At 41.1% G+C, this 23,567-nt stretch carries 14 protein-coding genes; 3 read left to right on the plus strand and 11 right to left on the minus strand.

Annotated features, from left to right (window positions below):
• Positions 1 to 97: 97 nt before the first annotated feature.
• From NIES592_RS15585 to NIES592_RS15615, 7 genes are all read right to left on the minus strand, one after another.
• Positions 98 to 1,516, minus strand: coding sequence for a cation:proton antiporter (locus NIES592_RS15585; protein ID WP_062246948.1), 1,419 nt, complete (start codon positions 1,514 to 1,516; stop codon positions 98 to 100).
• Positions 1,517 to 1,614: 98 nt separating this feature from the next.
• A complete protein-coding gene (gene bicA, locus NIES592_RS15590; protein WP_073556224.1) occupies positions 1,615 to 3,333 on the minus strand; it encodes a bicarbonate transporter BicA in 1,719 nt (572 codons plus the stop codon).
• Positions 3,334 to 4,451: 1,118 nt separating this feature from the next.
• Positions 4,452 to 5,321 (minus strand): nitrate ABC transporter ATP-binding protein, encoded by an 870-nt coding sequence (locus tag NIES592_RS15595; RefSeq protein WP_073556225.1) that lies wholly within the window; start codon positions 5,319 to 5,321, stop codon positions 4,452 to 4,454.
• Positions 5,322 to 5,481: 160 nt separating this feature from the next.
• On the minus strand, positions 5,482 to 7,485 hold the full coding sequence (locus NIES592_RS15600; RefSeq protein ID WP_062246954.1) for an ABC transporter ATP-binding/substrate-binding protein: 2,004 nt from the start codon (positions 7,483 to 7,485) through the stop codon (positions 5,482 to 5,484).
• Between the two features lie 85 nt (positions 7,486 to 7,570).
• Positions 7,571 to 8,410 carry a nitrate ABC transporter permease gene (gene ntrB, locus NIES592_RS15605; protein ID WP_062246956.1) on the minus strand — a complete coding sequence of 280 codons (840 nt, stop codon included), beginning with the start codon at positions 8,408 to 8,410 and terminating at the stop codon, positions 7,571 to 7,573.
• A 100-nt stretch (positions 8,411 to 8,510) separates the two neighbouring features.
• Positions 8,511 to 9,878 (minus strand): CmpA/NrtA family ABC transporter substrate-binding protein, encoded by a 1,368-nt coding sequence (locus NIES592_RS15610; protein WP_062246958.1) that lies wholly within the window; start codon positions 9,876 to 9,878, stop codon positions 8,511 to 8,513.
• Between the two features lie 801 nt (positions 9,879 to 10,679).
• The gene (locus tag NIES592_RS15615; protein WP_062246960.1) at positions 10,680 to 11,609 is read right to left on the minus strand and encodes an alpha/beta fold hydrolase; all 930 of its coding nucleotides are present in this window, start codon (positions 11,607 to 11,609) and stop codon (positions 10,680 to 10,682) included.
• Between the two features lie 348 nt (positions 11,610 to 11,957).
• On the opposite strand from NIES592_RS15615, the gene NIES592_RS15620 reads away from it, so the two are divergent.
• Positions 11,958 to 13,067, plus strand: coding sequence for a precorrin-8X methylmutase (locus NIES592_RS15620; protein ID WP_062246962.1), 1,110 nt, complete (start codon positions 11,958 to 11,960; stop codon positions 13,065 to 13,067).
• Between the two features lie 633 nt (positions 13,068 to 13,700).
• Positions 13,701 to 16,664: a DUF4912 domain-containing protein gene (locus tag NIES592_RS15625; RefSeq protein ID WP_073556226.1), complete on the plus strand. Its 2,964-nt coding sequence runs from the start codon at positions 13,701 to 13,703 to the stop codon at positions 16,662 to 16,664.
• A 224-nt stretch (positions 16,665 to 16,888) separates the two neighbouring features.
• On the opposite strand, the gene NIES592_RS15630 is transcribed toward NIES592_RS15625, so the two are convergent.
• The 4 genes from NIES592_RS15630 to NIES592_RS15645 form a co-directional block, all read right to left on the minus strand.
• The gene (locus NIES592_RS15630) at positions 16,889 to 17,782 is read right to left on the minus strand and encodes an ABC transporter ATP-binding protein (protein WP_062246966.1); all 894 of its coding nucleotides are present in this window, start codon (positions 17,780 to 17,782) and stop codon (positions 16,889 to 16,891) included.
• Between the two features lie 56 nt (positions 17,783 to 17,838).
• Positions 17,839 to 18,612: an ABC transporter permease gene (locus NIES592_RS15635; RefSeq protein ID WP_073556227.1), complete on the minus strand. Its 774-nt coding sequence runs from the start codon at positions 18,610 to 18,612 to the stop codon at positions 17,839 to 17,841.
• Between the two features lie 522 nt (positions 18,613 to 19,134).
• A complete protein-coding gene (locus tag NIES592_RS15640) occupies positions 19,135 to 19,509 on the minus strand; it encodes a hypothetical protein (RefSeq protein WP_073556228.1) in 375 nt (124 codons plus the stop codon).
• A gap of 119 nt (positions 19,510 to 19,628) precedes the next feature.
• Positions 19,629 to 21,341 carry an ABC1 kinase family protein gene (locus tag NIES592_RS15645; protein WP_073556229.1) on the minus strand — a complete coding sequence of 571 codons (1,713 nt, stop codon included), beginning with the start codon at positions 21,339 to 21,341 and terminating at the stop codon, positions 19,629 to 19,631.
• Between the two features lie 890 nt (positions 21,342 to 22,231).
• Here NIES592_RS15645 and NIES592_RS15650 point away from each other — a divergent pair.
• Entirely contained in the window at positions 22,232 to 23,533 is a 1,302-nt protein-coding gene (locus NIES592_RS15650; RefSeq protein WP_073556230.1) for an acetyl ornithine aminotransferase family protein, read from the plus strand.
• Positions 23,534 to 23,567 lie beyond the last annotated feature (34 nt).

Consider the following 23,567-nt stretch of genomic DNA (forward strand, 5'->3'; position numbering starts at 1 on the left):
AAGATAAAGATCCCCAACTTTTCTAAAAAGTTGGGGATCTTTGTAGTTCATGCTACTTTTTGCGTCCTATGTGGTTCGTTTCTAACGAAAGCCAAAATTAACCAATCAAATCAGCTGGTTCAACTAACTCTTCCGTTTCTCCTGACTGTTTATTAAATGCCAACCGTAAGAAAGGCGGTGCTAAAAAGGTCGTGAGAATTACCATGATAATAATCGCTGCTTGCAAAGGTTTATCGATCGCACCACTAGCTGCACCAATACCAAGGAACACCAAACCCACTTCACCCCGAGGAATCATCCCGACACCAATCGCCAAACGGTTAATTCCGGGCTGACCAAACACTGACCAACCTGTGACTACCTTACCAATAATTGCCACTACTACCAAAAAGATCGCAATTATTAATCCTTGTTGATTTTCAGGAACAATGGGATTGAGGACACCTAAATCAACCCTCGCACCCACAGTCACAAAGAAAATCGGCACTAATATATCAGCAATGGGAATCACTTGTTGATCTAATTCTTTGCGTTTATCGGTTTCATCTAACACTAATCCAGCAGCAAACGCGCCTAAAATTGCTTCTAAATGGATGGCGTTGCCAATAAAAGCCATGAAGAATGCAAAGATAAATGCTGGAATAACTAGTTTCCCGCGTGTTTGTAGTTTATCAGCAATGGTGACAAAGGTTTTATTAAAGAATTTACCCAGGAGAATTGAACCAATCAGAAAAACAGTAGCGCTGACAATCAAGTAAATCACGTTCAAAATATCTACTTCGCCAGTTTTAGCCAGACTTGCTACTACTGCCAAAACAATAATACCCAGAACATCATCAATTACAGCAGCGCCAACAATAATTTGACCTTCTCGAGATTTGAGATGTCCAAGTTCTGATAAAACTTTGGAGGTAATACCAATGCTTGTAGCGGTTAGTGCTGCACCAGCGAAAATAGCGGGAATTGCTGGGGTGTGAAAGAAAAACATCAGTCCCGCAGTACCAACAGCAAAAGGAACCGCGACCCCAACACATGCGACAATTGCTGCTTGATAACCGACCTTCTTTAGTTCCCGTAAGTCTGACTCCAAGCCAATTTCAAATAAAAGAACGATTACACCCAACTCGGCTAGAATCGAAATCGCCTCACTTTGACTTTGAAAAACAGATGTTACTGCCTCCGGACTAAGATTGCCGATGAATTGCAGTATATTCATGATTACTGAGTCTGTCGCGATCGCACCGCTTTCAGGAAATACCAGCAGATGCAAGGCGGAAGCACCAACTACGACTCCACCAACCAATTCCCCCAAAACTGGCGGAAAGTCCATCATCCTTGACAATTCGCCACCGAGTTTACTGGCAAGATAAATCACAACTAAACTCAGTAATACTCCAGTAAGGACAACAGGAGCATATTCTGATTCGCTTGCTGTTGCTAAAACAGGAAACTGTAAGTAAGGACTCCAGGAAGATACCCAAGTAACTGAATTAACTATTAATTCTGGAAAAATCATTTTTTACGTCTCTGTAGCGACTCACTCAGATTACTGATGCTGATGTAATTTTACATTTGCTAGAGACGTTGCATTCAACGTCTCTTTTTAGTTAGTTACTACTGGACTACAGCAGTGTCACCAAAATCGCTTCGGTATGTGGTGCTTGTTGCAGTGTTCGTATCGGCTACGTAACCATTAACCAAAATAAGTGCTTGTTGCAGTGCTTCTGTACGATTCATTAGTAAGTGATGTGGAGGTAACAATTGCATAATGCCTAATTTTTCTAGGCGCCGCTTAATTTTGCCAGTTGCACCAACTATGAATACATGGCGACCTTTTTCAACTGCTTCTCTGATGGCATTTTCAATTGCCAGTGAAGCAGTAACACCCAACAAAGGTACGTCACTCAAGTCCATAATGACAACATCGCAGTCTTTGATGGCATTATGTTCACGAGCGATCGCTTTGGAAACTCCAAAAACCATCGGTCCACTCAGGTAGAACAGCAATACCCTTCCGTTGGCTTGATCTAACAACTGCTTTTCTTGTTCGTTCAAAACAATGGCATCATCAGCGTCAGTAATAGTTTTAACTTCCTCTGATTGCAAGCTAGAAAGACGTTCAATGGTCAAGATATTAGCAATAAACACCCCAACGCCCACAGCCACAATCAAATCCACAAACACTGTCAGGAACATCACCCCGTACATAATGATTGTTCCTTTCAGGGATACTTGATGAGCGCGTTTGAGGAAACTCCAATCGAGAATATCAATACCGACCTTGAGGGCAATACCTGCTAACACCGCCATTGGAATAGTTTCGGTCAAATTCGCAGCCCACAAGACCACCACTAGCAAAATAATCGCGCGAGTTATACCAGATAAAGCTGTTGTCGCTCCTGTTTGAATATTGACCACAGTTCCCATTGTGGCACCTGCACCGGGTAGCCCACCACATATACCAGAAACCAAGTTACCAATACCTTGACCAATCAATTCCTTGTCAGATTTGTGTTCGGTGCGAGTCAAACTATCTGCAATTACCGCAGTTAACAAAGTATCAATACATCCCAGCATCCCCAACATTGCCCCATCAATGAGCATGACGGTGATTTGTGATGGAGTAAATGTAGGCATTTGCAATTGTGGCAAACCCATTGGGATGTCATTGATGCGTCTGATATCTGCATTCCCAAAGAAAACCAGTGAAACCACAGTACCGACAATTAATGCCACTAGTTGGGGAGGAGCATAGCGCTTGAATTTCGACGGCATTAAGAAAATAATTGCCAGTGTCAGTACTCCCAAAAGGGTTTCGATGGGATTGATATTTGATAGCAGTTGGGGCAGGTTTTGCACCATCCCCAGTACACCACCTTTGGGATTAGGCTGTCCCACAAAAGGAGCAATTTGCAGAATAATCAAAATTATGCCAATTCCAGACATAAAGCCTGAAATCACGCTGTAGGGCATGAGGGTGATGTATTTGCCCAGCTTGAATACGCCAAATAAAATTTGAAATATCCCTGCTAGCATCACCACAGTAAATGCCATTGCCAAGCCATTCTCTGGGTTATTTGCAGTCATCGTGGCGACAATACCAGTCATGACTACGGTCATCGGCCCAGTTGGCTCAGAAATAAGGGTCGGCGTACCTCCAAACAGCGCCGCAAAAAACCCGACACAAACAGCGCCATAAAGACCAGCCACAGGTCCAGCACCAGAGGCGACTCCGAAGGCTAACGCCAATGGTAAAGAAACAATTGCGGTTGTTAGACCACCAAAAAGATCACCACGTAAATTTCGGAAATGGATAGTATTAGTCAGTTGCATGGATGGGGATTTAATCACAACAGAACTGTGAATTCACAAGCTTCCAGCCTGGATTTAGCATTCAAATATGCCAAAACATGCACCTGCCTCAAACCTCAAAAACTTGCTTGCTTAAGTTCACTGCTATCATGCTACACTTAGCATTAAGTAGATATTTTTGTGCAGCAATGAATAGCCGACTCACCTGTGCAAATAATAATCTGTTTTTGAGGTAAATAGCAGTTATTATTTTGGCATATTTTTGGCAAAAATAAGCTTAATACAAGATATACGAAGACATTTGTATCTAGAAAAACTTCTTCAATCTTGTAAAAACTGCTTTGTTATACAACTTTAGTTTGCCAAAACATCTTATTGAAATATTTGATTGTGCTATTTCATTGGTCGCTCCAATCTCCACAAAGCTGAAAAGCAGGAATTGTATTTATTGCAAGCAAAACGTTACAAGAAATATATTTTATTTCTTGCTCCAGATGGCTTGTTTCCAACACAAGCGCAGCTTGCGCCGAGTTAAGCTTAAAAAGCAGACTCCCGCAATTTTATAAAATTAGCTGATGTTCGCAAAAACCGCTTTATGCGTAAAGCGTATTTAATTTTATAAAAATAGCATACAACTTTTATTGCCTAAAAAGTTAACCTTTAGGCAATAATTCTTAAATAAAAATTAGATAGCTTTGATAAGTAATTGCTTATGGTTCCTCAGGAAATGATGCTCTAAGAGTATATGGATAGATAATTATCTATGATATTCATGAGTGAAGCTGAGGATAAATACTTCTTTAGCCTCTACAAACCAAAAAGACATTCAGCACATAAAATTAGTTCCTTTTCAAACGATCAAAAAATGCAACGTAGAAGCGAGTTTCTCCAATAGACGTCTCCAGAAATTAATTATGGGTTATGTCAAGTTCGTATGATTATTTAAATTCCCGTTTACCTCACCCCGCCTTCGGCACCCCTCTCCTTGCTAAGGAGAGGGGCTGGGGGTGAGGTTTTTGATTATAAGTGATTAACCGAACTCAATATTACCTGGAATCCTTGTAGAGACGCAAAATTTCGTGTCTCTAGATTCTTTTTCAACAAATGTCTAATTAATAGACTCTTTAGATAAACCTGCCCTATCCTACGTCATCGTGAGCATAGCGGTTAAATAGGAAATCTAGGGCATAGTTACGCAATTTGTAGTATTGCGGATCTTCCATAATCCGGAGTCTATCACGGGGACGGGGAAATGGAATTTCCATGACTTCGCCGATTTTAGCGCGGGGACCGTTGGTCATCATTACCAACTTATCTGCTAAAAACAGCGCTTCATCAATGTCATGGGTAATCATCAACACTGTACAGCGGTTTTCATTCCAGATTTTCAGCAGTTCTTCCTGTAACTCTTCTTTGGTAATAGCATCTAGCGCCCCGAAAGGTTCATCCAAAATCAAGACTTTTGGACGAATTGCTAAAGCACGGGCAATAGAAACCCGTTGTCTCATACCACCAGACATTTGAGTGGGTTTCTTGTCCATAGCGTCTGCTAACCCCACCATTGCCAGGTGTTCCCTGACAATTGCTGACTTTTCTGCTTCCGGTTTGTTAGGATAAACCGCGTTGACAGCTAGGTAGATATTTTCAAAAGCAGTCCGCCAGGGTAGTAGAGCATAGTTTTGGAATACCACCATTCTGTCTGGCCCAGGTTTGGTAATGGGTTTCCCTTCTAGCAAAACTTGTCCATTGGTTGGTTGGTTAAACCCAGATACCATGTTGAGAAGGGTAGATTTACCACAACCAGAGTGACCAATTACACAAATAAATTCTCCTTCACCAACATTGAGGTTGACTCCATCTAATACGGTAAAAGGGCCATTTTTTGTGGGATAGACTTTGCTAACATCTTTAATTTCTAAGTAAGGTTGACGGTTGCAAGTTGCAGTTACTAGGGGTCTTCCCAGGGTATTTGCAGTAGTGTCGGTAATTGTAAAATTGCGATTATGCATGGTGGGTAGTTAGGGATAGCGTGGGGAGTGTGGGGAGTGTGGGGAGTGTGGGGAGTGTGGGGAGTGTGGGGAGTGTGGGNGAGTAACAATATTGTCCCCCTTGGTCCCTTAATCCCCAGAGGGGACCCCGAGTTCCCCCTTGTCTCCCTTGTCTCCCAAATTAGGCTACTCTCCTGACTGGTGTGTCAAGAATAACTTCCGCAACTGAAAAATCACGTTTAATCTTGAGGCTGTTTAGATAGGCGATCGGGTCATCAGCGTTGAAGCTGGTGCCATCGAACAACTTGATTGGTTGACGGGTATAACTAATATCCATACCCAATTCACGGGCAGCAGTACTAAACACACCAACTCGACATACTCGTTCGACAATTTCTACCCAATTTCGGGGGAAAGGCACTTCACCCCAACGCGCCAATTGCGTCATAATCCATATCTGTTCTGTGCGACTGGGGCGGTTAATGGCAGATTCCCCGTAAAATTGGTGATGGGCATATTCCCGCATGGGGTGATCTAAGTCACAGGTGCCGTTATTTGGATCTTCAATTTGGATATACTCCATATCAGTGCTGACATATTCCCGTCGTGCCAAAATCTGGCGAATTTCTTCAGCGTTTTCCGGGAGTGAACAGTAATAGCAAGCTTCTAGTAAAGCTTTAGTCAATGCTATATAGGTATTAGGATAAGCTGCTGCCCAATCTTCCCGTACACCCAACACTTTACCTGGATGTCCTAACCAAACTTCTAAGTCTGTGGCGATCGTAAAGCCAATACCTTCGGAAGCAGCGCGGAAGTTCCAGGGTTCACCTACACAATAACCATCAATACTTCCGGCTTGCAAGTCTGCTACCATCTGGGCTGGGGGAATGGTTTTAATATCGACATCTGCGTCAGGGTCAACACCTCCTGCTGCTAGCCAGTAACGCAACAGTATACTGTGCATTGAGGAAGGATGTACTACTCCCATGATGTGGGGTTCTGTACGGGTACTTTTCAGATACTGTTTAAATTCAGCAATGGTTTGTATCCCTTGGTCGTAAAAGCGTTTTGCTAAGGTAATAGCGTTACCGTTGCGTGTCATGGTGAGGGAGGTAACAACAGGTAGAGGTCGGTTATCATTTCCTCCCAGAGTTAACCAAATCGGCATTCCGGAGGGCATTTGGGCAGCATCTAAATATCTGCCACTTATACCATCGACAATACCACGCCAACTGGTTTCGCGGACTAAGTTGACATCATCTAAACCGTGTTTAGTGAAAAAGCCTTTTTCTTTGGCTATTGCTAGAGGCGCGCAAGCTGTAAGCGGTACAAAGCCGATCTCAAGATTGACTTTTTCTAAACCGTGTTTGGAGACAATTGTAGTTTTGCGCGCCCGAATTTTTTTGATGCGTTTTTGTTGATTGAGGAAGTAAATCATTTCACTCCGCAAGCTATAGTAGCTGGGATGTTCAACTACTTCCATCCGTTTACGGGGTCTGGGAATATCTACTTCCAAAATGCCACCAATTTTTGATTCTGGCCCATTGGTGAGCATGACTATTCTGTCAGAAAGTAGCACTGCTTCGTCTACATCGTGTGTCACCATGACGGCGGTGACTTCGTTTTCTTCACAGATTTGCATTAATTGTTCTTGCAAGTTACCCCGTGTGAGGGCATCCAATGCCCCAAAGGGTTCATCTAATAATAGTAACTTGGGGCGAATGGCTAAAGCGCGGGCTATAGCTACCCGTTGTTTTTGTCCTCCTGATAACATTCCGGGTGGTTTGTCTGCATGGGGACGCAAACCGACCATATCTATATGTTTTTCGACAATAGCCCGACGTTCCCCTGCAGGCAAATGTGTCATCACAGAATCTACTGCTAAGGCGATGTTTTCTCTGACTGTTCGCCAAGGTAATAGAGAATAGTTTTGAAACACCACCATTCGATCTGGACCTGGTTTGGTGATGCGTTTTCCTTCTAAGGTGACTAAACCTTCTGTTGGTAGATCCAAACCTGCAATCATATTTAATAAGGTGGATTTACCACAACCAGAGTGACCAATTAAGGAAACAAATTCGCCTTTTTTAATTTGGAGGTCAATTCCTTTGAGGGCAATATATTGACCCCCACCAGTGAGATTAAAAACTTTATCAATTTGGTCAACAGCAACGAATACGCTCATCTTTTTTTGTTGATGGTTGATGGTTGATGGTTGATGGTTAGTTGAACTGCCTAATAACTACTAACCACTAACTCCTAACTAATAACTACTTTTGTTCTGCTGGAACGATTAGTGTTTGAATCCAAGCCATGAGTTTGTCCAGCAACAGACCGACAATACCGATATAAACCAGGGCTAGTATAACTTCGCTGACGTCGTTGTTTTGATAAGCATCCCAGATGAAAAAGCCAATTCCCACAATCCCGGACATCACGATTTCCGCAGCAATAATTGCCAACCAAGCAAGACCGATCGCAATTCTTAAACCAGTGAAAATGTAGGGCAAAGCAGCAGGAATGAGGATATTAAAAAAGTAATCTTTTTTATTGAGTTGCAGAACTTTGGCGACGTTGTTGTAGTCTTGAGGAATTTGAGTCACGCCTACATAGGTATTGATTAAGATTGGCCAAATAGCGGTGATAAAAATCACGAACAATGCAGCAGGTTCGTTTTGTCTTAAAGCTGCCAAAGAAATGGGAACCCAAGCTAAAGGTGGTACGGTTCGTAATAACTGAAAGAGGGGATCTAATGCTTTGTAAATTGTTTTATTAACACCGATCGCAATCCCCACTCCAATACCAACGATCGCAGCTAAAGTGTAGCTAATTGCAACCCGTTGCAGACTTGCCCAAATCTGCCAAAACAGTCCCTTATCGATACCACCTCTGTCATAAAAGGGATACATAATTAACATCCAGGTATCTTGAATAACCTGGATTGGGCCAGGTAGTGTTGCCCCCGGAAGCCAAGAGAAAGTCTGCCAAACAACAAGAAAGATAATAAGGGCGATCGCAGGAGGTATCAGATCAGGAAATTGTTTTTGTAAACGAGATATTAAACTACTATCAAAATTTGTATTATTACGGCGTCTGCTGGCTACTGTCATTGCTCTTTTCCTTTGTACGGTGGTTGATGCTTGGGGAATAGTAAATACTGGTTGGTGGTTGATGGTTGATAGTTAGTTCCAAACAACAAACAACAACCAACTAAACACTGACTTTCTTGATTTGCAAACTCTTTAAATATGCTTCTGGTTGTTTGGGATCAAACTTAACGCCATCAAAGAATTCTTCTACACCACGAGATGTACTTGTGGGGATATCAGCCGCTGCTATGCCTGCTTCTTTTGCTGCTTCTTTCCAAATATCTTCGCGGTTGACTTTATCAATTAATGCATTTGCTTTTGTTAAATAATCTTTTGGTAAGAAACCCCAACGAATGCTTTCTGTGATAAACCACAAATCATGACTCTTGTAAGGATAAGAAACGTTTCCTTTCTCATCTTTCCAGTAGTAAGGAGCCATTGATTTATCATCAATTGTGCGCCCATCTCCCATGTCATACTTGCCTTGGAATGGCCCTGCCAAGATTTCTTCGGGAAGGTTAAAATAGTTGCGTCCAGACAGAATTGCAGCAGCTTCTTTACGGTTGTCAAAGTTATCCAACCACTGCTGTGCTTCCATAACGCCTTTAAGTAGCGCTTTAGTCGCTTTCGGATTTTTATCAACCCAGTCTGCCCGTATGGCAAGGTACTCTTCGGGGTGATTCTTCCAAATTTCTGCTGTTAATGCTGCCAAAAAGCCTATTTTATCTTTCACAATACGGTAGGGCCAAGGATCACCTGTACTGAAAGCATCCATTGTCCCCGTTTTCATATTGGCGACAGTTTGAGCTGCTGGAACTGTTAGCAGTTTGATGTCAGTATCTGGATCGATACCACCAGCGGCTAACCAATAGCGAATCCAAAAATCTTGGTTGACTGCGGGAAATGTTTGAGCTGCGGTAAAAGGTGTGTTGGTTGATTTGAGTTGACTAAATAAAGACTTAGCACCAGCAAGTCGTAAGCTAATACCCTTACCTTGATGTTTATTCGCAATAGCTATTCCATTCCCATGGGTATTTAACTGTGCTAAAACATACATGGGAATTTTTTGATTACCTTTGGTGATTATACCTTCTGTGATCAGATGTGGCATTGGCATCTGCCATTGACCACCATCAATACCGCCGCCAGCAGAGCCAATTTCGACGTTATCTCTGGCTGAACCCCAAGAAGCTTGCTTGGATAGTTCAACATCAGTCATGCCATATTTAGCAAAAAAGCCTTTTTCTTTAGCAATAATTAAAGGCGCTGCTTCCACAATTGGGACATATCCCAATTTGACAGTTTTCGTTTCTGGTGTTTGTTCTGGGCTAATATTGGCAACTGGCTGTGCTCCTGATTGGGTTTGAGCGCTACCTCCACCTGGTTCTGGTGGATTACCCAAACAACCCTTGAGAAATACTGCACCCGCGGAAGCAGTAGCTGTAACTATAAACTTGCGGCGAGAGATGTGATCAAAAATTTCTGACATAATACTCCTTTTTTTGTGAATTTCATCTTTATACGCATGAAAATTAGGCACAGGAAACAGTAGATGTTTCTTGTACAAGAAAAATATGCATGATAGTTTACATCAGCCCATATCATTCAAAGAAAGGCGACGAAAATCCCTTGTAAAAACTTTGCGTTTGCAAGTACAGTCGTGTGTATCTTCCTGAAACAATCATTAAACAATCATTAAGCCTGTTGAAAATAGCTTACAGCTTTTCCCATCAAAATGGTTCATTTCTAAACCATTTTTATTAAAAAAATATTGGATTAATTAGATAAGAAAAAGTTTATATATATAGTCAGACCATAGTTTGAGATGTATTGAATATTTAAAAAATTATGATGTATATAAGTTAAAGTCTATGCTTAATCCAAAGCTCAGTAAAATCGAGGTTCAGAGATAAAAATCAACAACATGCACAGTCTTGAGCAAATTACTAGGTTTCTCAATTTTAGTTATTAAGAGATATAAAGTTAATTAGCGATCGCGCACATAAACTGCTCTGAAAGTTGTTGAATTTAATATAGTTTATGAAAAATCTATAGTAATAAAAGATTTTTTCTATGAATTAGGTAAGACTATAAAAACCTACCTCTTTTAGAGTGTGTTATAATGATTGGAATATAAACTAAAAGGCGATCGCACTGATAAATTTGTATGATAACTCTAGTGCATCATCACTTCAATCAAGTGATCGCCAACCTTTATGACGACAAATTAATGTTTTGGAAATTAACCACCGATCTAGACGCTAAGCGGCTTGTTGTAGATGGGTAAAATTTAGTTATTCTTTGTCAATTGTTTGCCAATAATATTAATGGCGTTGACGACTGCTTGCGGCTGGGTTTGGGGAATGGCATGGCCTGTGTCGGGTAAAATAAGCAATTGCGAGTGAGAGAGGCGATCGCGCAATCGGTAAGAATTTTCTTTAGCAGAGACAAAACTATCACTGTCACCCACAACAATCACAACAGGAACATCAATCTCGCTGTAGCGCTTTTTCATTTCCTCCAAGGCTGATGGCAAGTTTTTACTGTCTTCTAGGGAAGCTTGAATTTGAATTGGTCTTGTCCATAACGCTTGTGCTGCTTTGAAATAATCTACATTTGGGGACTGTGGTAAAAATCCTTTATTTAAGTGTGCAAAAAGAAAATACCCTACCAAATTAGGTGGAATAAATTTGAGCAAAAATTCCAACAATGAGGACTGGGCAAAATTAGCTAGCGGTAAAAGTGCATGATCAGCCTTATAAGCTATTGCAGAAAGGAGAACAATACCCGCAACCTCTTGAGGATAACGCAGTGCATAGGCAAGGGCGATCGCGCTACTCCAAGAATATCCAACTAATATAGGTTTCTCGATACCAATTTTTTGCAAGGCGCTACGCAGTAATTGAGCTTGTACAAGTGGTGTGGCTATAGCTGGACGGTCACTGTAACCATGTCCAGGCAGATCAAAAGCATAAACACAATATTCTTGAGCAATGCGATCAATAGTTTCGGGTGGGTAATCTTGCACAGAACCAGGATTACCATGTAACAAAACCACTGCTTGCTCAGAACCTTTGCAAACATAGTGTAATCTTACTCCAGCCACTTTCACATATTTTCCCTGGGGAGGAAAATCAGCTTCAGCTTGTCGGATAGCTCGGTCGGTGTAAAAAGAACCAGCAATCGCAACTGCTATCAAAATCCCCAATAGGGGTATCATAAGTATCAGCCAGAGCATTGATTTACCTTTGCAAATTTTCTGCTTTCAGCTCCAGTCTACTCCCTTAAAAAACTATCTTGCAGCAATGCAACTACACAGAAAAAATAAGTAATACTTTTTTTACAAAAACCTAGCTCCACACAACAAAAGTTAACCAGTCAGACTCATCAATCCACCGAATCAACAGTAATTTCCACCAAAAAATAAGATCATCTTTATCTCTTTGTGTCTTAGTGTCTTGGTGGTTCAAAAAAATTTTTACCACAAATTTACAAAGACACCAAGTCTTTTCATCAGCTAGACTGGTGATCGGGTCTATGACTATTCCCCAGATGTGATAATTGAGCGATGAAAGCTGATGGTTTGACGATCAAAGAACTCACTGAAGCAGTCGGGGGTGGGATTACGCCCCGGATGGTACGACATTACCATCAGTTAGGATTATTACCCCAACCCATGCGATCGCACAGCAACTATCGTCTCTACACAGAGACAGATGTCATTCGGTTGCAACGGATTGTGGCGTTAAAGCAACAGGGTTTTCAACTTAACCACATTCGCCAAATTCTAGAAGTCGAACCACCAAACAATCCCAATGCCAATTTGATGTTGCAACTACAACAGCAATATCGAGCAGTTATCCAGCAAATTTCCCAACTGCGGCAAACTGCATCAGCATTAGAGGGTTTGTTGGGACGCGATCGCGATTGTCAAATTATCCAAGCTGAAGTCCTTGCCCAACTTAAGTTAATCGAGGTAGAAACAAAAGTCGGACTAGGGGAGTTAGAAAAACTCTGGAGTGGTTTAGACGCCCAAATTCATGCTCACCCAGAAGATTTTCATGAATCATTAAAGCATGTATTACCAGATTTATCGGCTCGTTCTGAAATTGAACAAGAACTGATTTCTCAACTAGTGTTAGCGTGTGGAGATGTGAGTTTAGCCTCGTTTGTCAAGTTGAGTCAGCAAGCGATCGCAGCAAGTCGTGATGCTCTCAAATTAGGATGTGAGATTATTGCAGATATTCCTACGGTCGCAGCTGCTTTGGATCAAACCCGACTATTTCATTTGGGATGTCGTATCGAAACCTTAATTGATAATCCTCACGTTACTACTGCTGTTGAGGCAGAACAAGCTTTTTGGCAGCAGCAACAATGGCGGAAAAAGTTACAGCAAGTAAAAAAAGGTTGCATTTTTGTGGTTGGCTATGCACCTTCAGTATTACTATCTATCTGCCAAGCTATCAAACAACAGCAAATTCAACCAGCATTAGTTATTGGTATGCCTATCGGCTTTAGCCATGCACCTGCTGCCAAACGGCAACTTATGCAAACAAACGGTGCTTGGATTGTGGTTGAGGGAACTATCGGAGGTGGCTTGTTAGCAGCTACTGCTCTCAATTCCTTGGTTGAGTCAGTGATTGAGAAACCTGATTGTCATTGTTATTTGAGCCATTAGACTTGTTGCAAAGGTAAAATTAACCCCCATTTACGGGTTACGGTGTACACACAAATCTGAACTTTACCCCAATACAGCAATGTAGAGACGTGCCATGGCACGTCTCTACATCTGGTTAAATAACGAAAAATCGTTCGATGAGGATGTCACCCCTGATTTGCCAGCTGCATCTTGTAAAGGGTAGGAAACTGGACTCTGGTAAGTATTTATTACAGACTGATTGACAACTTGGGCTACACAGATAATATGTTAATTTCAATACAAAAATTTTGTTAAACATATTGCTATACAAATGTATCTTGATAAAAAGCATTACACTGGCATAAGTTGACAAAGTATGCTTTTTAGCAAAAAATTCTGTTTAGCCACGCCAACAATCAAATATTTTAAAAAAATTTATTTTTAAAGGAGAATGTCTCAACTACAATACAATCCAAAAATCATATGTCAAATAACTCTCGACAATCAGGCATTATCTGCAAAAGTCACTCAACAAGTATTTAATGAGAGTGTCTGATATCCTGGTATTCGTTTAAAGTAAAGCCCTAAGCATTGAATACAATTCTCCGCTCAGAAGTATAATTAGCGCCTTTACTCTACCTAGTTTCCTCTAACTACTTGATCAGAGGGCATATGTGGCAAAAAGAAAAAAAAGATAACTCAATAGTCAGCTTGGTGTTATTGCTAACATTAGCAACGACCCCAATGGCGGCTTCTGTTGTAGTGTCCGACTTAGCACTGGCACAATCTAATGATGTTCCGTCTTTTGAACTGCCCAAAGCAGTGCAAAGTGGCACTACAGTGCGGATTGATGGCTCGAGTAGCTTGTATAAGATTAATCAAACCATGAAAGAACGGTTTGAACAGAAGTTTCCTGGCACGAGAGTAGAAGCTGCTGCTAATGGTGCGGATGTGGCGTTAATAGCTTTGAAAGAAGGATTAATAGACATAGCAGCAATTGGTCGTGGTTTAACGCCAGAGGAAAAAAAACAAGGTTTAGAACAACTGCGCTTACGTCGAGAAAAGATTGCGATCATAGTTAGCGAAGAAAATCCCTTCCAAGGAAACCTGACTAACCGGGGATTTGCCAGAATTTTTCGAGGAGAAGTTACAGATTGGTCAGAATTAGGAAGAGCTAGTGGTAAGATTCGGGTTATAGATCGTCCGCTGAATAGCGACATACGCGAGTCTTTTCGCAGCTACCCAGTCTTCAAGAATGCCAAGTTTGAAACCGGTGCAACTGCTGTTCAGCTAAATGAAGATAGCCCAGTTGAAGTAATCAAACAGTTAGGCAGAGACGGTATTGGCTATGTTTTGGCTCATCAGGTATCGAAACTCCAAGGTGTGCGTGTCCTGAGGGTGAGTCGAACCTTACCAGACAATCCCAATTATCCTTTTTCCCAGCCTTTGGTGTATGTCTACAAAAAAAATCCTGGTGTGAATGTGGCTGCTTTTCTTGGCTTCGTCACAAATGCACCAGGACAGGAGGCTATAGAAGCAGCAAGAACAACAGAAGCGGAAGCGATCGCAGCTGCAATGACTGCTGAGTCTCCAACAGCAACCACAACTGACACTGCTACTACTTCACCCAGCGCGGATATTACATCTGCTGCTGGTGTCTCACCATCGTCAGCTGATGAAAACAATATCACTACTGCTGATAGTTATACGTTAGCGGCTCCCACCCAAAGCAATCAAACCAGCCAAGATCACAAATTGCTGTTGTGGTCAATTTTGGCAGTATCAACTGTAGCTATTGCCGGGTTATTATTGTGGTTTTTACGTAAAAAGCGCCCAACTGACAGCAAAGCCACAGATACTACGATTAAATCTAGTCCCCCCGATTCTCCTGTAGATGCAAGCACACCACAGCCAACAGCGAATGTCAGTTCTGCTACGCAAGCAACACCTAGTGATCTTACACAAGACACAACCATTGTCCCATCTGAGCAAAATACAGCCAAACATTTGACTCCTACTATAGCTGCTAGCATTGCAGGTGGCGCTGCAATAGCAGCAGGAAGCACATTAGTATCAAAATGGTCTGAAAAAAATTCAGAAATCACGGCTGAAGATCAGACAGAGGTAAATCATTCATCTTCTGTGCAAGTTCCATCAACTGATGGATCTCCATTAGACTTAGAAGCACCAGTAACGGTTGTTAATGCTGCCTATCCGCAGGTGTCGGATAGTTTTCATGCTTCTAATCCGGAAGCAACATTGTTGCAAGACAATACTCAGATATTATCTGCCCATCACTCAGATGTCACAGATCACCAGACACCAGCAAATGTTGATGTCACCGAAGTGCAAGCCCCACCAGCAGGAACGGAAAATTCATATTCTCCACTGCCAGATCTTTGGGAAGATGCAACCCAAGTACAAATACCGTTAGCATCAGCATCACAACCTGAAATTACCGAAATCACATCTACGGAAGAAACACCAACTATTGCCCAGCAGCCAGATTTAGAGTTACCTGAAATTACCGAAATCACATCTACGGAAGAAACACCAACTGTTCCCCAGCAGCCAGATTTAGAGTTACCTGAAATTACCGAAATCACATCTACGGAAGAAACACCAACTATTCCCCAGCAGCCTGAGACAAATCAAGCAGCTTTGGATTTGGAAACGCCGCCGACAGTCGTAAATACTGTATATCCTCCACTTCCAGATGTTTGGGATGATACACCCACCCAACAAAATAATACTGTTGTCCCAGATGGAGAAACGACCCCAGAGCAACCACAGGCATCCGTAGAGTCATTAGATGTGGTAGCGAATACAGCCGAACCTACTGTTAATTTAACGGAGGAAGTAGCCCAAACTACCCCAACAGCAGATTCCTCTGTAATTAACTTTCACCCCCCAGAACAAGCAACTCCATCGACAGGTGCAGAAATTGGTACATGGGCTACTATTTATGGGATTGGCAACAATCAAAACTTAAATGCTGACTCACCACAAACACATAATATTGTGGATGAAGCTACCCCAGTCACCACAGCAACTGCCAAACCAAAAGATGTAGAGTCAGAAAATATTATTGTTCTCACACCGCGTACTCCCAAATGGGCTTATGTTTCTTGGCAAGTGTCTGATGATGCCAAACAAACACTGCGATCGCAAGGTGGATCGCAATTTATACTGCGACTATATGATGTTACTGACATTGACCTGAGTTATCAAACTCCTGTACTTGTGCAGCAGTATGAATGTGAAGAGATAACAGAAGACCGATATGTAGCAATTCCGACGAGCGATCGCAATTACATGGCTGAGATTGGTTATACTACAGCAGACAATCAATGGTTATTACTTGCCCGTTCAGAAATTGTTCGTGTTTTCAGTCGTCCAGAGAAAGATTTCTGGTTTATTGCTGACGCAGAGTTAATTATTCATGGGGCGACTGAACCTGGTTCAAGTGTTGCTGTTGCTGGTCATAACATTAAACTCAAACCAGATGGTACTTTCCACCTGCGTATTCCTTTTACAGACAGCTTAATTGACTATGTGATGACTGCAACAGATGCTGATTGTCAAAATGCTAAAACCATTCGTGTACATTTTTCTCAGGATGATCCCGAAGGTTGAAGAAGACAGGAGGCGGATAATAAATAGTTACAGTTCCCATGATTACTTAATAATTCCCGTTTAACCTCACCCTAATCCCTCTCCTTAGTAAGGAGAGGGGTAGTGAAGGCAGGGTGAGGTTTTTTTATTATTAAGTGATTAACCAAACTCGATATTAATTGTTTGCTGTATGCATCCTCTAGGCGCAAAGCGCCCTATCAACAATCAACAAGCAACCCCCAACACTAACATTTTTGTGTTAACTCCAGATAAATATGCTCTAATCTGATTGGCTGTCGTGAAATAGAGTCAATATGAATGCCATCAAAACGTGCAATAATTTCCTTTAATTCTAAATGCTCCGGTAGCCAAAAAGCCAAGTCATTACCATAACGCCGGGGTGTAAAACCACATGCAATTGCTCGTGCGATCGCTTTTTCTGCTTCTGAAGTTTGCACCACTAAAATTTCTCTAGCTGCAATACAAGTACGTAACTCCTCAAGGCTACCTTCTGCTAAAATCTGACCATTTTTTAAAATACCAATTTTATTACACAGGCGCTCTGCTTCATCTAAAAAATGAGTAGTTAATAAAATAGTAATTCCTTGATTTTTTAATTGTCTAATTAACTCCCAAATCTCATATCTTGCTTCAATATCTAACCCTGTAGTTGGCTCATCTAAAATCACTAACTTCGGCTGATGCACCAAAGCTACAGCTATATTTAGGCGTCGTTGCATTCCCCCACTGAGGGTTTCTACCGGACTTTTGGCTCTATCTAATAAATTTACAGCCTTAAGAGTTGCCTTAACTTGTTTTTGTCTTTCTATTCTGTTTAAACCATAAATTTTGGCAAAAAATTTGATGTTTTCTTCACAAGAAAGGCCTCTATATAATAAATTTTCTTGTGGGGCAATACCGATGATTTTTTTAGTTGCTTCTGAAACTAACTGATGATTAACTTTGACTATACCGCTATCCGCTTGTAATAAATTACAAATAATATTGATTGTAGTAGTTTTTCCTGCTCCATTTGCACCTAGTAAACCATAAATTTCTCCAGGGGCAACATATAGTGTTAAATCCTGAAGGACTTGCCTATCTTTAAAAGACTTATTGAGCTTTTCTATATACAGCATATTTAATTTAATAAGTAGCTCTAAAATAACTGCTTACACCTTTGATCCTTCACCCTTCACAGCCTTTTTTCTAGCATTACCATCCTTCGATAAGAAAACCATCCACCCAAGATCATCATCAAAGTAAACCCTGATAAAAATTGGAAGTGAGACGCAATATCTTGTACATTATCCCCCTGGGTTGATACTGCTAAAAGAGCTTGATTCATGTGATAAATAGGATTTATTTTGGCAAGTTCAAGTAGTGTTTCTGGTAAAAAACGAATTGGGAAAAAAGCTCCCCCCAAAATCAACAAAGGTACACCAAAAGCAGCTACCAGAGAATTTACATCTTCAGTACGGCGTGCTAATTGAGTACCCAAAATAAAGCCTAAACCAACATAAGCGACAATACTCATTAATATAATAATTGCACCCAAAAATACAGAACCTTTAAATGTAGTACCCCAAAAAGCAGCAATAGTATAAATAATTAGTGTTTGCCCAAAACCAATACAACTATGAGCTAAAAAAATCCCCAAAAAATAGGATGTACCACTTAAAGGCGAAATAAATAAGCGTTTGAGGGTTTGCTGTTCTCGTTCTGAGACTACAGTGGCGACACTACCACCCAAACAACTAAAAAATAGTGCTGCTCCTACCAAAGTTGAGGGTGCAGCATATGCAAAACCCTCTTCTGTGGATAGCTGCATACTTTCTGCTAACACAAATCCATTGATCAGCAGAATAGAGATAGGGAAAATAATCCAAAAAATTAAACTGCGTCTTCGCCGCAAAAGTTCAATTAAAATACGCTGAGTTATAGCGATCGCTTCACACCAGAATTTCATATTCTTAATTTATTTGCAACAGTATCTAGTTAACAGTTCAATTTACCAGAGTACCAGTTCCCCATCTGACACCACTTTGGTAAGTGTTTTTTGTAATTAATACTACCAAGTACTCTGTTTTTGCTCAAGCAAAACCAACTTTTTTCAACTAGATACCCTCAACTTAACATAAATGTTAAGTAATGTTGCGTAGGCGTGTATATTGCCGATGAATCTAAAAAATAAGCCTTATCGCTTCATACGATTAGGCTTCTTTGTAATATCACAATAAAGTAGTAGAAAGTAGTAGTCCGCTATGCAAATTATAAGAGGTCATAGATCCCCGACTTTTTAAAAAAGTCGGGGATCTGAACACCCGCGACCTGTCAAAATTAATCGGATGCAGTAGTAGTGAACTGACACAACTAAAATTCTGCAAAAATCTCCTCTTCTATCTCTGTGTTCTCTCTTGCCTCATGCGGTTTATTAATGCACTATTTTAAGGCAGTTGCGCCAGTAGAATAATCCCAAAATAAATTCAACTTAATTCATCGAATCTAAATCGAGGGATTGTATTCCTCGCCGTTCCACAAAAGACATCATGCTTCCTAACTGGAACCATACTAACAGTGAAGTCAAAATAGTTACTGGTATACCGACTGCATAAGCAAGCAAGGGTGGAAAACCAAATATTTCAAACCCAGAACACATAAATAACGCCACACCGACAGTTATTCCTAGAAATGGCACAGATAACTGTTTAATTGACAACTGAGTACTGGATTTCTCTGCGCCATCACTCTGCCATTTGTTTACAATTACCTTTAGTGTTCCGGCTAATGCCAAACCAGAGGTTAATGCAGCAAATAAACCAATAATGAGTAGTAAATATGGCGGTTGTGAAGGGTAGTAGTACATAAAACTCCTGATTGGTATGGATTTTACAAGGTAAAAGTGCAGATTAAAAAGTCAAGAGTCAAACATTAACTTTAAATTGTTGACTCTTGACCCTCAAGTGTCTTTCTGTATAAGGGTTTTTAGCGTTTCATGCCAAAAGTGGTGATCGCAGTTACTGAAGGTAATATGGCTGCAACTCTCTGTTTGGATAAATCTGTCAAAACTCCGATCGCCACATCTAATAATCGATTCGGTTTTAAATCATCTTTGACTAAGTTCCACAAACTTTGAACTTCTTCGGTATGTAGGCGATCATCTTCGGTAAGAGCTAATATCAGCTGACGCCATAGATATTTGCCTTCATCAGATAGGAGGTATTGTAGCCCCAGTTTAGCTGTAGGTAAGACATCAAAATTCTCATCGGTACGGGCGATCGCAATTAAATTTTCTAAGCGCTGCCATTGGAATTTACCATCTTTGAACAGCACGTCTAATAACCGTCGGCGTAATTGTGGAGATTCGCCCATCAACAGACGCCTTGCGACGTAGGGATAAGCTACTTCCACAATTTTAAAGTTGGGGTTGAGGCTGAGGGCAATACCTTCTTGAGTCACCAAAGAACGAATAATTAAAGCAAACTTAGCGGGGACTCGGAAGGGATAATCATACATCAATTCTGAGAATTGATCGGTGATGGTTTTGAAGTTAAAATCTCCGACATTTTTGCCGATCGCATTGCCTAATGTTGCTTCTAGGGCTGGTACTATAGGACGAATATCTGTGTCTGGTGTTAAAAATCCCAGCTTGACATAATCTTTGGCTAGATCGTTGTAATCTTTGTTAACTAAATGTACAACTGCATCTACTAGAGTTTCCTTAATGTTTTCATCTAGCTGATCCATCATGCCGAAGTCAATATAGCCCATTCTGCCATCTGGCATGGCAAATAAATTGCCGGGGTGGGGGTCAGCATGGAAGAAACCATGTTCTAATAATTGTTGTAGACCTGAAGTCACGCCGATTTCGATGATCGCTTCTGGATCTAAACCAGCTTCCTTGACTTTTTGAGTATCGGTTAACTTAAATCCATTTAGCCACTCTAGAGTCAAAACTCTGGTGGAAGTATAGCGCCAGTAAATAGCCGGAACTTTCACACGTGGGTCGTTGCGGAAGTTAGTAGCAAATTTTTCGGCGTTGCGACCTTCGTTGAGATAATCTATTTCCTCAAATAATTTGGTGCCAAATTCATCCACGATCAACCTCAGATCGTGACCAAGATTCAGAGGTAGCCAAGGGGCTAACCAACCCGCCGCCCACCGCATTAAATAAAGATCGAGGGTAATAACTGGGCGTAGGTTAGGGCGTTGTACTTTTACCGCTACTTCTTCACCAGTGTGCAAACGACCCCGGTAGACTTGTCCCAAGCTAGCAGCAGCAACGGGACTAGGTGACAGTTCGCTGTATATTTCCTTGACTGGACGACCGAGTTCGGTTTCAATCAATTGGTAGGCGATCGCATTATCAAACGGTGGTAACTGGTCTTGCAGTTTCACCAGTTCTTCTAAAAAATCTTTACGTACTAAATCTGGTCTTGTTGATAAAGCTTGACCTACTTTGATAAAAGTTGGTCCCAGGCGCGTTAGTAACTGACGTAATTGGGCTGCGCGTTTTGATTTGTTCTGTTCAACTTGATTTTGCCACTCATCCCACTTCAAGCTAAATATAAACGCAGCAAAAGACCAAATGATGTTCAGCGCCCGCGCCCAAGCTAGCCAAGGACGATAGCGGTAATAACTAGCGATCTCATCGGGATCGTAACGTCGATTGTTTTGTATAGGGGTTTGCAGGCTCACTCCCTTATTTACCTCTTCATTTTAAATAAGAATTTACCTCTTTCGAGGTCAACAAATATCTACCTGACTATTTCTCTGTAGCTTTATAGAATTTAGTCAAGCTTTACTAAAAGTTACTTTCTTATCTTTTATTTTATATTACTACATAAAAGTATATATACTTATTGCGATAGAGAAAATTTTTGCTGTTAGTCATCTCAAAAATCAATACAGTGATAATTTTATCCTGTATGTCGGCCTGGAATCATAGAAATATGGCTCAATTAGCTTATTTGCAAAACATACTATCTTTTCAAGATAGTATGTATAATTAATGACCTAACATTAAAATATTCGGTAATTACACCAAAGCATTCGATGAATCGAATATATTGATATTTCCTGAGCCACGAATTTAATATCAAGTTCACATGATTACTTATAATTCCCGTTTACCTCACCCCGCCTTCGGTACCCCTCTCCTTACCAAGGAGAGGGGCTAGGGGTGAGGTTTTTTGTTATAAACCAAACTCGATCTTATAAGGTTCAGGGATCAAAGTTAAAGTTATAGCTATCAAATTAATCTAAATAGCTACTTAACAAGAAATATAAGCGTTTTCAAGCTACGAGAATCAAACTTGATCTACTTAAGATTAAATGTATATTTAAAGTTTTATTTAGAAAAATTGCAATTTAAAAAGTAATTGTTATTGAACTACATAATCCCAATAAGTATAAAGACGCCAAATTACTGTTGCGAGTAATGGGGAAAAACACTAATTACCAATTATGGTTGTTTTGTATACACCTAATTTTGTAGTAAATACACTACAAATAGAATCATAAGCTACTGCAAGTAATATCAACTCAGCATTTAATCAGAGATAATCTTTAAACCCTTAAAAAAAATTATGTTAAGTATCTCTATAAATAAGCACTTACCAAGCTCGCCTTACTTAGTTACTTCTTTACCGGGGCCGCGTGCGAGAGAAATTATCGAACGCGATCGCGCTGTGACTTCTCCTTCCTATACCCGTGACTATCCCTTAGTTGTGAGTCGTGGTGAAGGTTGTATGGTCGAAGATGTAGATGGCAATGTCTTCTTAGACATGACGGCGGGAATTGCTGTCACCGCCACAGGACACGCCCATCCAGAAGTTGTGCAAGCTATCCAAGCACAAGCCAGTAAGTTAATACACATGTCTGGTACGGATTTTTACTACAAACCGATGGTAGAACTGGCGGAAAAGTTAGCTGCACACGTAGAATTTCCTGGCGGTGCGCGAGTATTTTTTACTAATTCTGGTGCGGAATCTAACGAGGGTGCAATCAAACTGGCTAGACACTACACCAAACGTTCCCTAATTATCGCCTTTTTAGGAGCATTTCACGGGCGCACCTATGGAGCAATGTCTCTGACTGGTTCCAAAGCTGTACAGAGAGCAGGTTTTGGCCCTCTCGTTCCAGGAGTGACGCATATTCCTTATGGGACTCACGCCAGCTTAGATTACCTAGAAAAACAACTATTTCCCGCCATGCTACCACCCCATGAAGTAGCAGCAATTGTCGTTGAACCCATTCAAGGCGAGGGTGGTTATGTTGTGCCAGAGAATGGATTTTTACAACGGATTCGGGAGATATGCGATCGCTACGGCATTTTGATGGTAGTGGATGAAGTGCAATCGGGAATGGGGCGTACGGGTCGATTGTTTGCGATCGAACATTGGGGCGTCACACCTGATATTATTACTACTGCCAAGGGTATCGCCAGTGGTTTACCTCTAGGTGCAATTCTTGCCCGATCAGAAATCATGACTTGGCCACCTGGTTCCCATGCTACTACTTTTGGTGGCAACCCTGTTGCTTGTGCTGCTGGGCTTGCGACTTTAGAACTATTGGCAGGCGGCTTGATGAGAAATGCTACCGAAATGGGAGAGTTATTGCAAGCTGGCTTAGTAAAGTTACATCAACAGTTTCCCAAAGTTTCCTTACCTCGTGGTAAGGGTTTGATGGTGGCAGTAGATTTATTAGATGATCAAGGAAGTTTGGATCGGGAGTTACGCGATCGCATTTTACAAGCAGCTTTTTTGCGAGGTTTATTATTGCTTGGTTGTGGGAAAGCAGCAATTCGCTTTTGTCCACCGTTAGTAATTGATAGTGAGCAGGTTGAAACTGCTTTGGAGATTTTCGCTAGTGTATTAGCAGAGGTTTAATGCTGTAGAAATCGAACACAGATGAACACAGATG

Origin of the sequence: Fischerella major NIES-592 (assembly GCF_001904645.1) — a bacterium.
GTDB classification, from domain to species: Bacteria; Cyanobacteriota; Cyanobacteriia; order Cyanobacteriales; family Nostocaceae; genus Fischerella; species Fischerella thermalis.

Excerpts from the sequence above, each read along its gene's own strand:
- NIES592_RS15610 (WP_062246958.1), bottom strand. The coding sequence starts at position 9,878 with ATGTCAGAAATTTTTGATCACATCTCTCGCCGCAAGTTTATAGTTACA.
- NIES592_RS15630 (WP_062246966.1), bottom strand. The coding sequence starts at position 17,782 with ATGCTGTATATAGAAAAGCTCAATAAGTCTTTTAAAGATAGGCAAGTC.
- NIES592_RS15600 (WP_062246954.1), bottom strand. The coding sequence starts at position 7,485 with ATGAGCGTATTCGTTGCTGTTGACCAAATTGATAAAGTTTTTAATCTC.
- NIES592_RS15620 (WP_062246962.1), top strand. The coding sequence starts at position 11,958 with ATGAAAGCTGATGGTTTGACGATCAAAGAACTCACTGAAGCAGTCGGG.
- ntrB (WP_062246956.1), bottom strand. The coding sequence starts at position 8,410 with ATGACAGTAGCCAGCAGACGCCGTAATAATACAAATTTTGATAGTAGT.
- NIES592_RS15650 (WP_073556230.1), top strand. The coding sequence starts at position 22,232 with ATGTTAAGTATCTCTATAAATAAGCACTTACCAAGCTCGCCTTACTTA.
- NIES592_RS15595 (WP_073556225.1), bottom strand. The coding sequence starts at position 5,321 with ATGCATAATCGCAATTTTACAATTACCGACACTACTGCAAATACCCTG.
- NIES592_RS15635 (WP_073556227.1), bottom strand. The coding sequence starts at position 18,612 with ATGAAATTCTGGTGTGAAGCGATCGCTATAACTCAGCGTATTTTAATT.
- bicA (WP_073556224.1), bottom strand. The coding sequence starts at position 3,333 with ATGCAACTGACTAATACTATCCATTTCCGAAATTTACGTGGTGATCTT.
- NIES592_RS15585 (WP_062246948.1), bottom strand. The coding sequence starts at position 1,516 with ATGATTTTTCCAGAATTAATAGTTAATTCAGTTACTTGGGTATCTTCC.
- NIES592_RS15615 (WP_062246960.1), bottom strand. The coding sequence starts at position 11,609 with ATGATACCCCTATTGGGGATTTTGATAGCAGTTGCGATTGCTGGTTCT.
- NIES592_RS15640 (WP_073556228.1), bottom strand. The coding sequence starts at position 19,509 with ATGTACTACTACCCTTCACAACCGCCATATTTACTACTCATTATTGGT.
- NIES592_RS15625 (WP_073556226.1), top strand. The coding sequence starts at position 13,701 with ATGTGGCAAAAAGAAAAAAAAGATAACTCAATAGTCAGCTTGGTGTTA.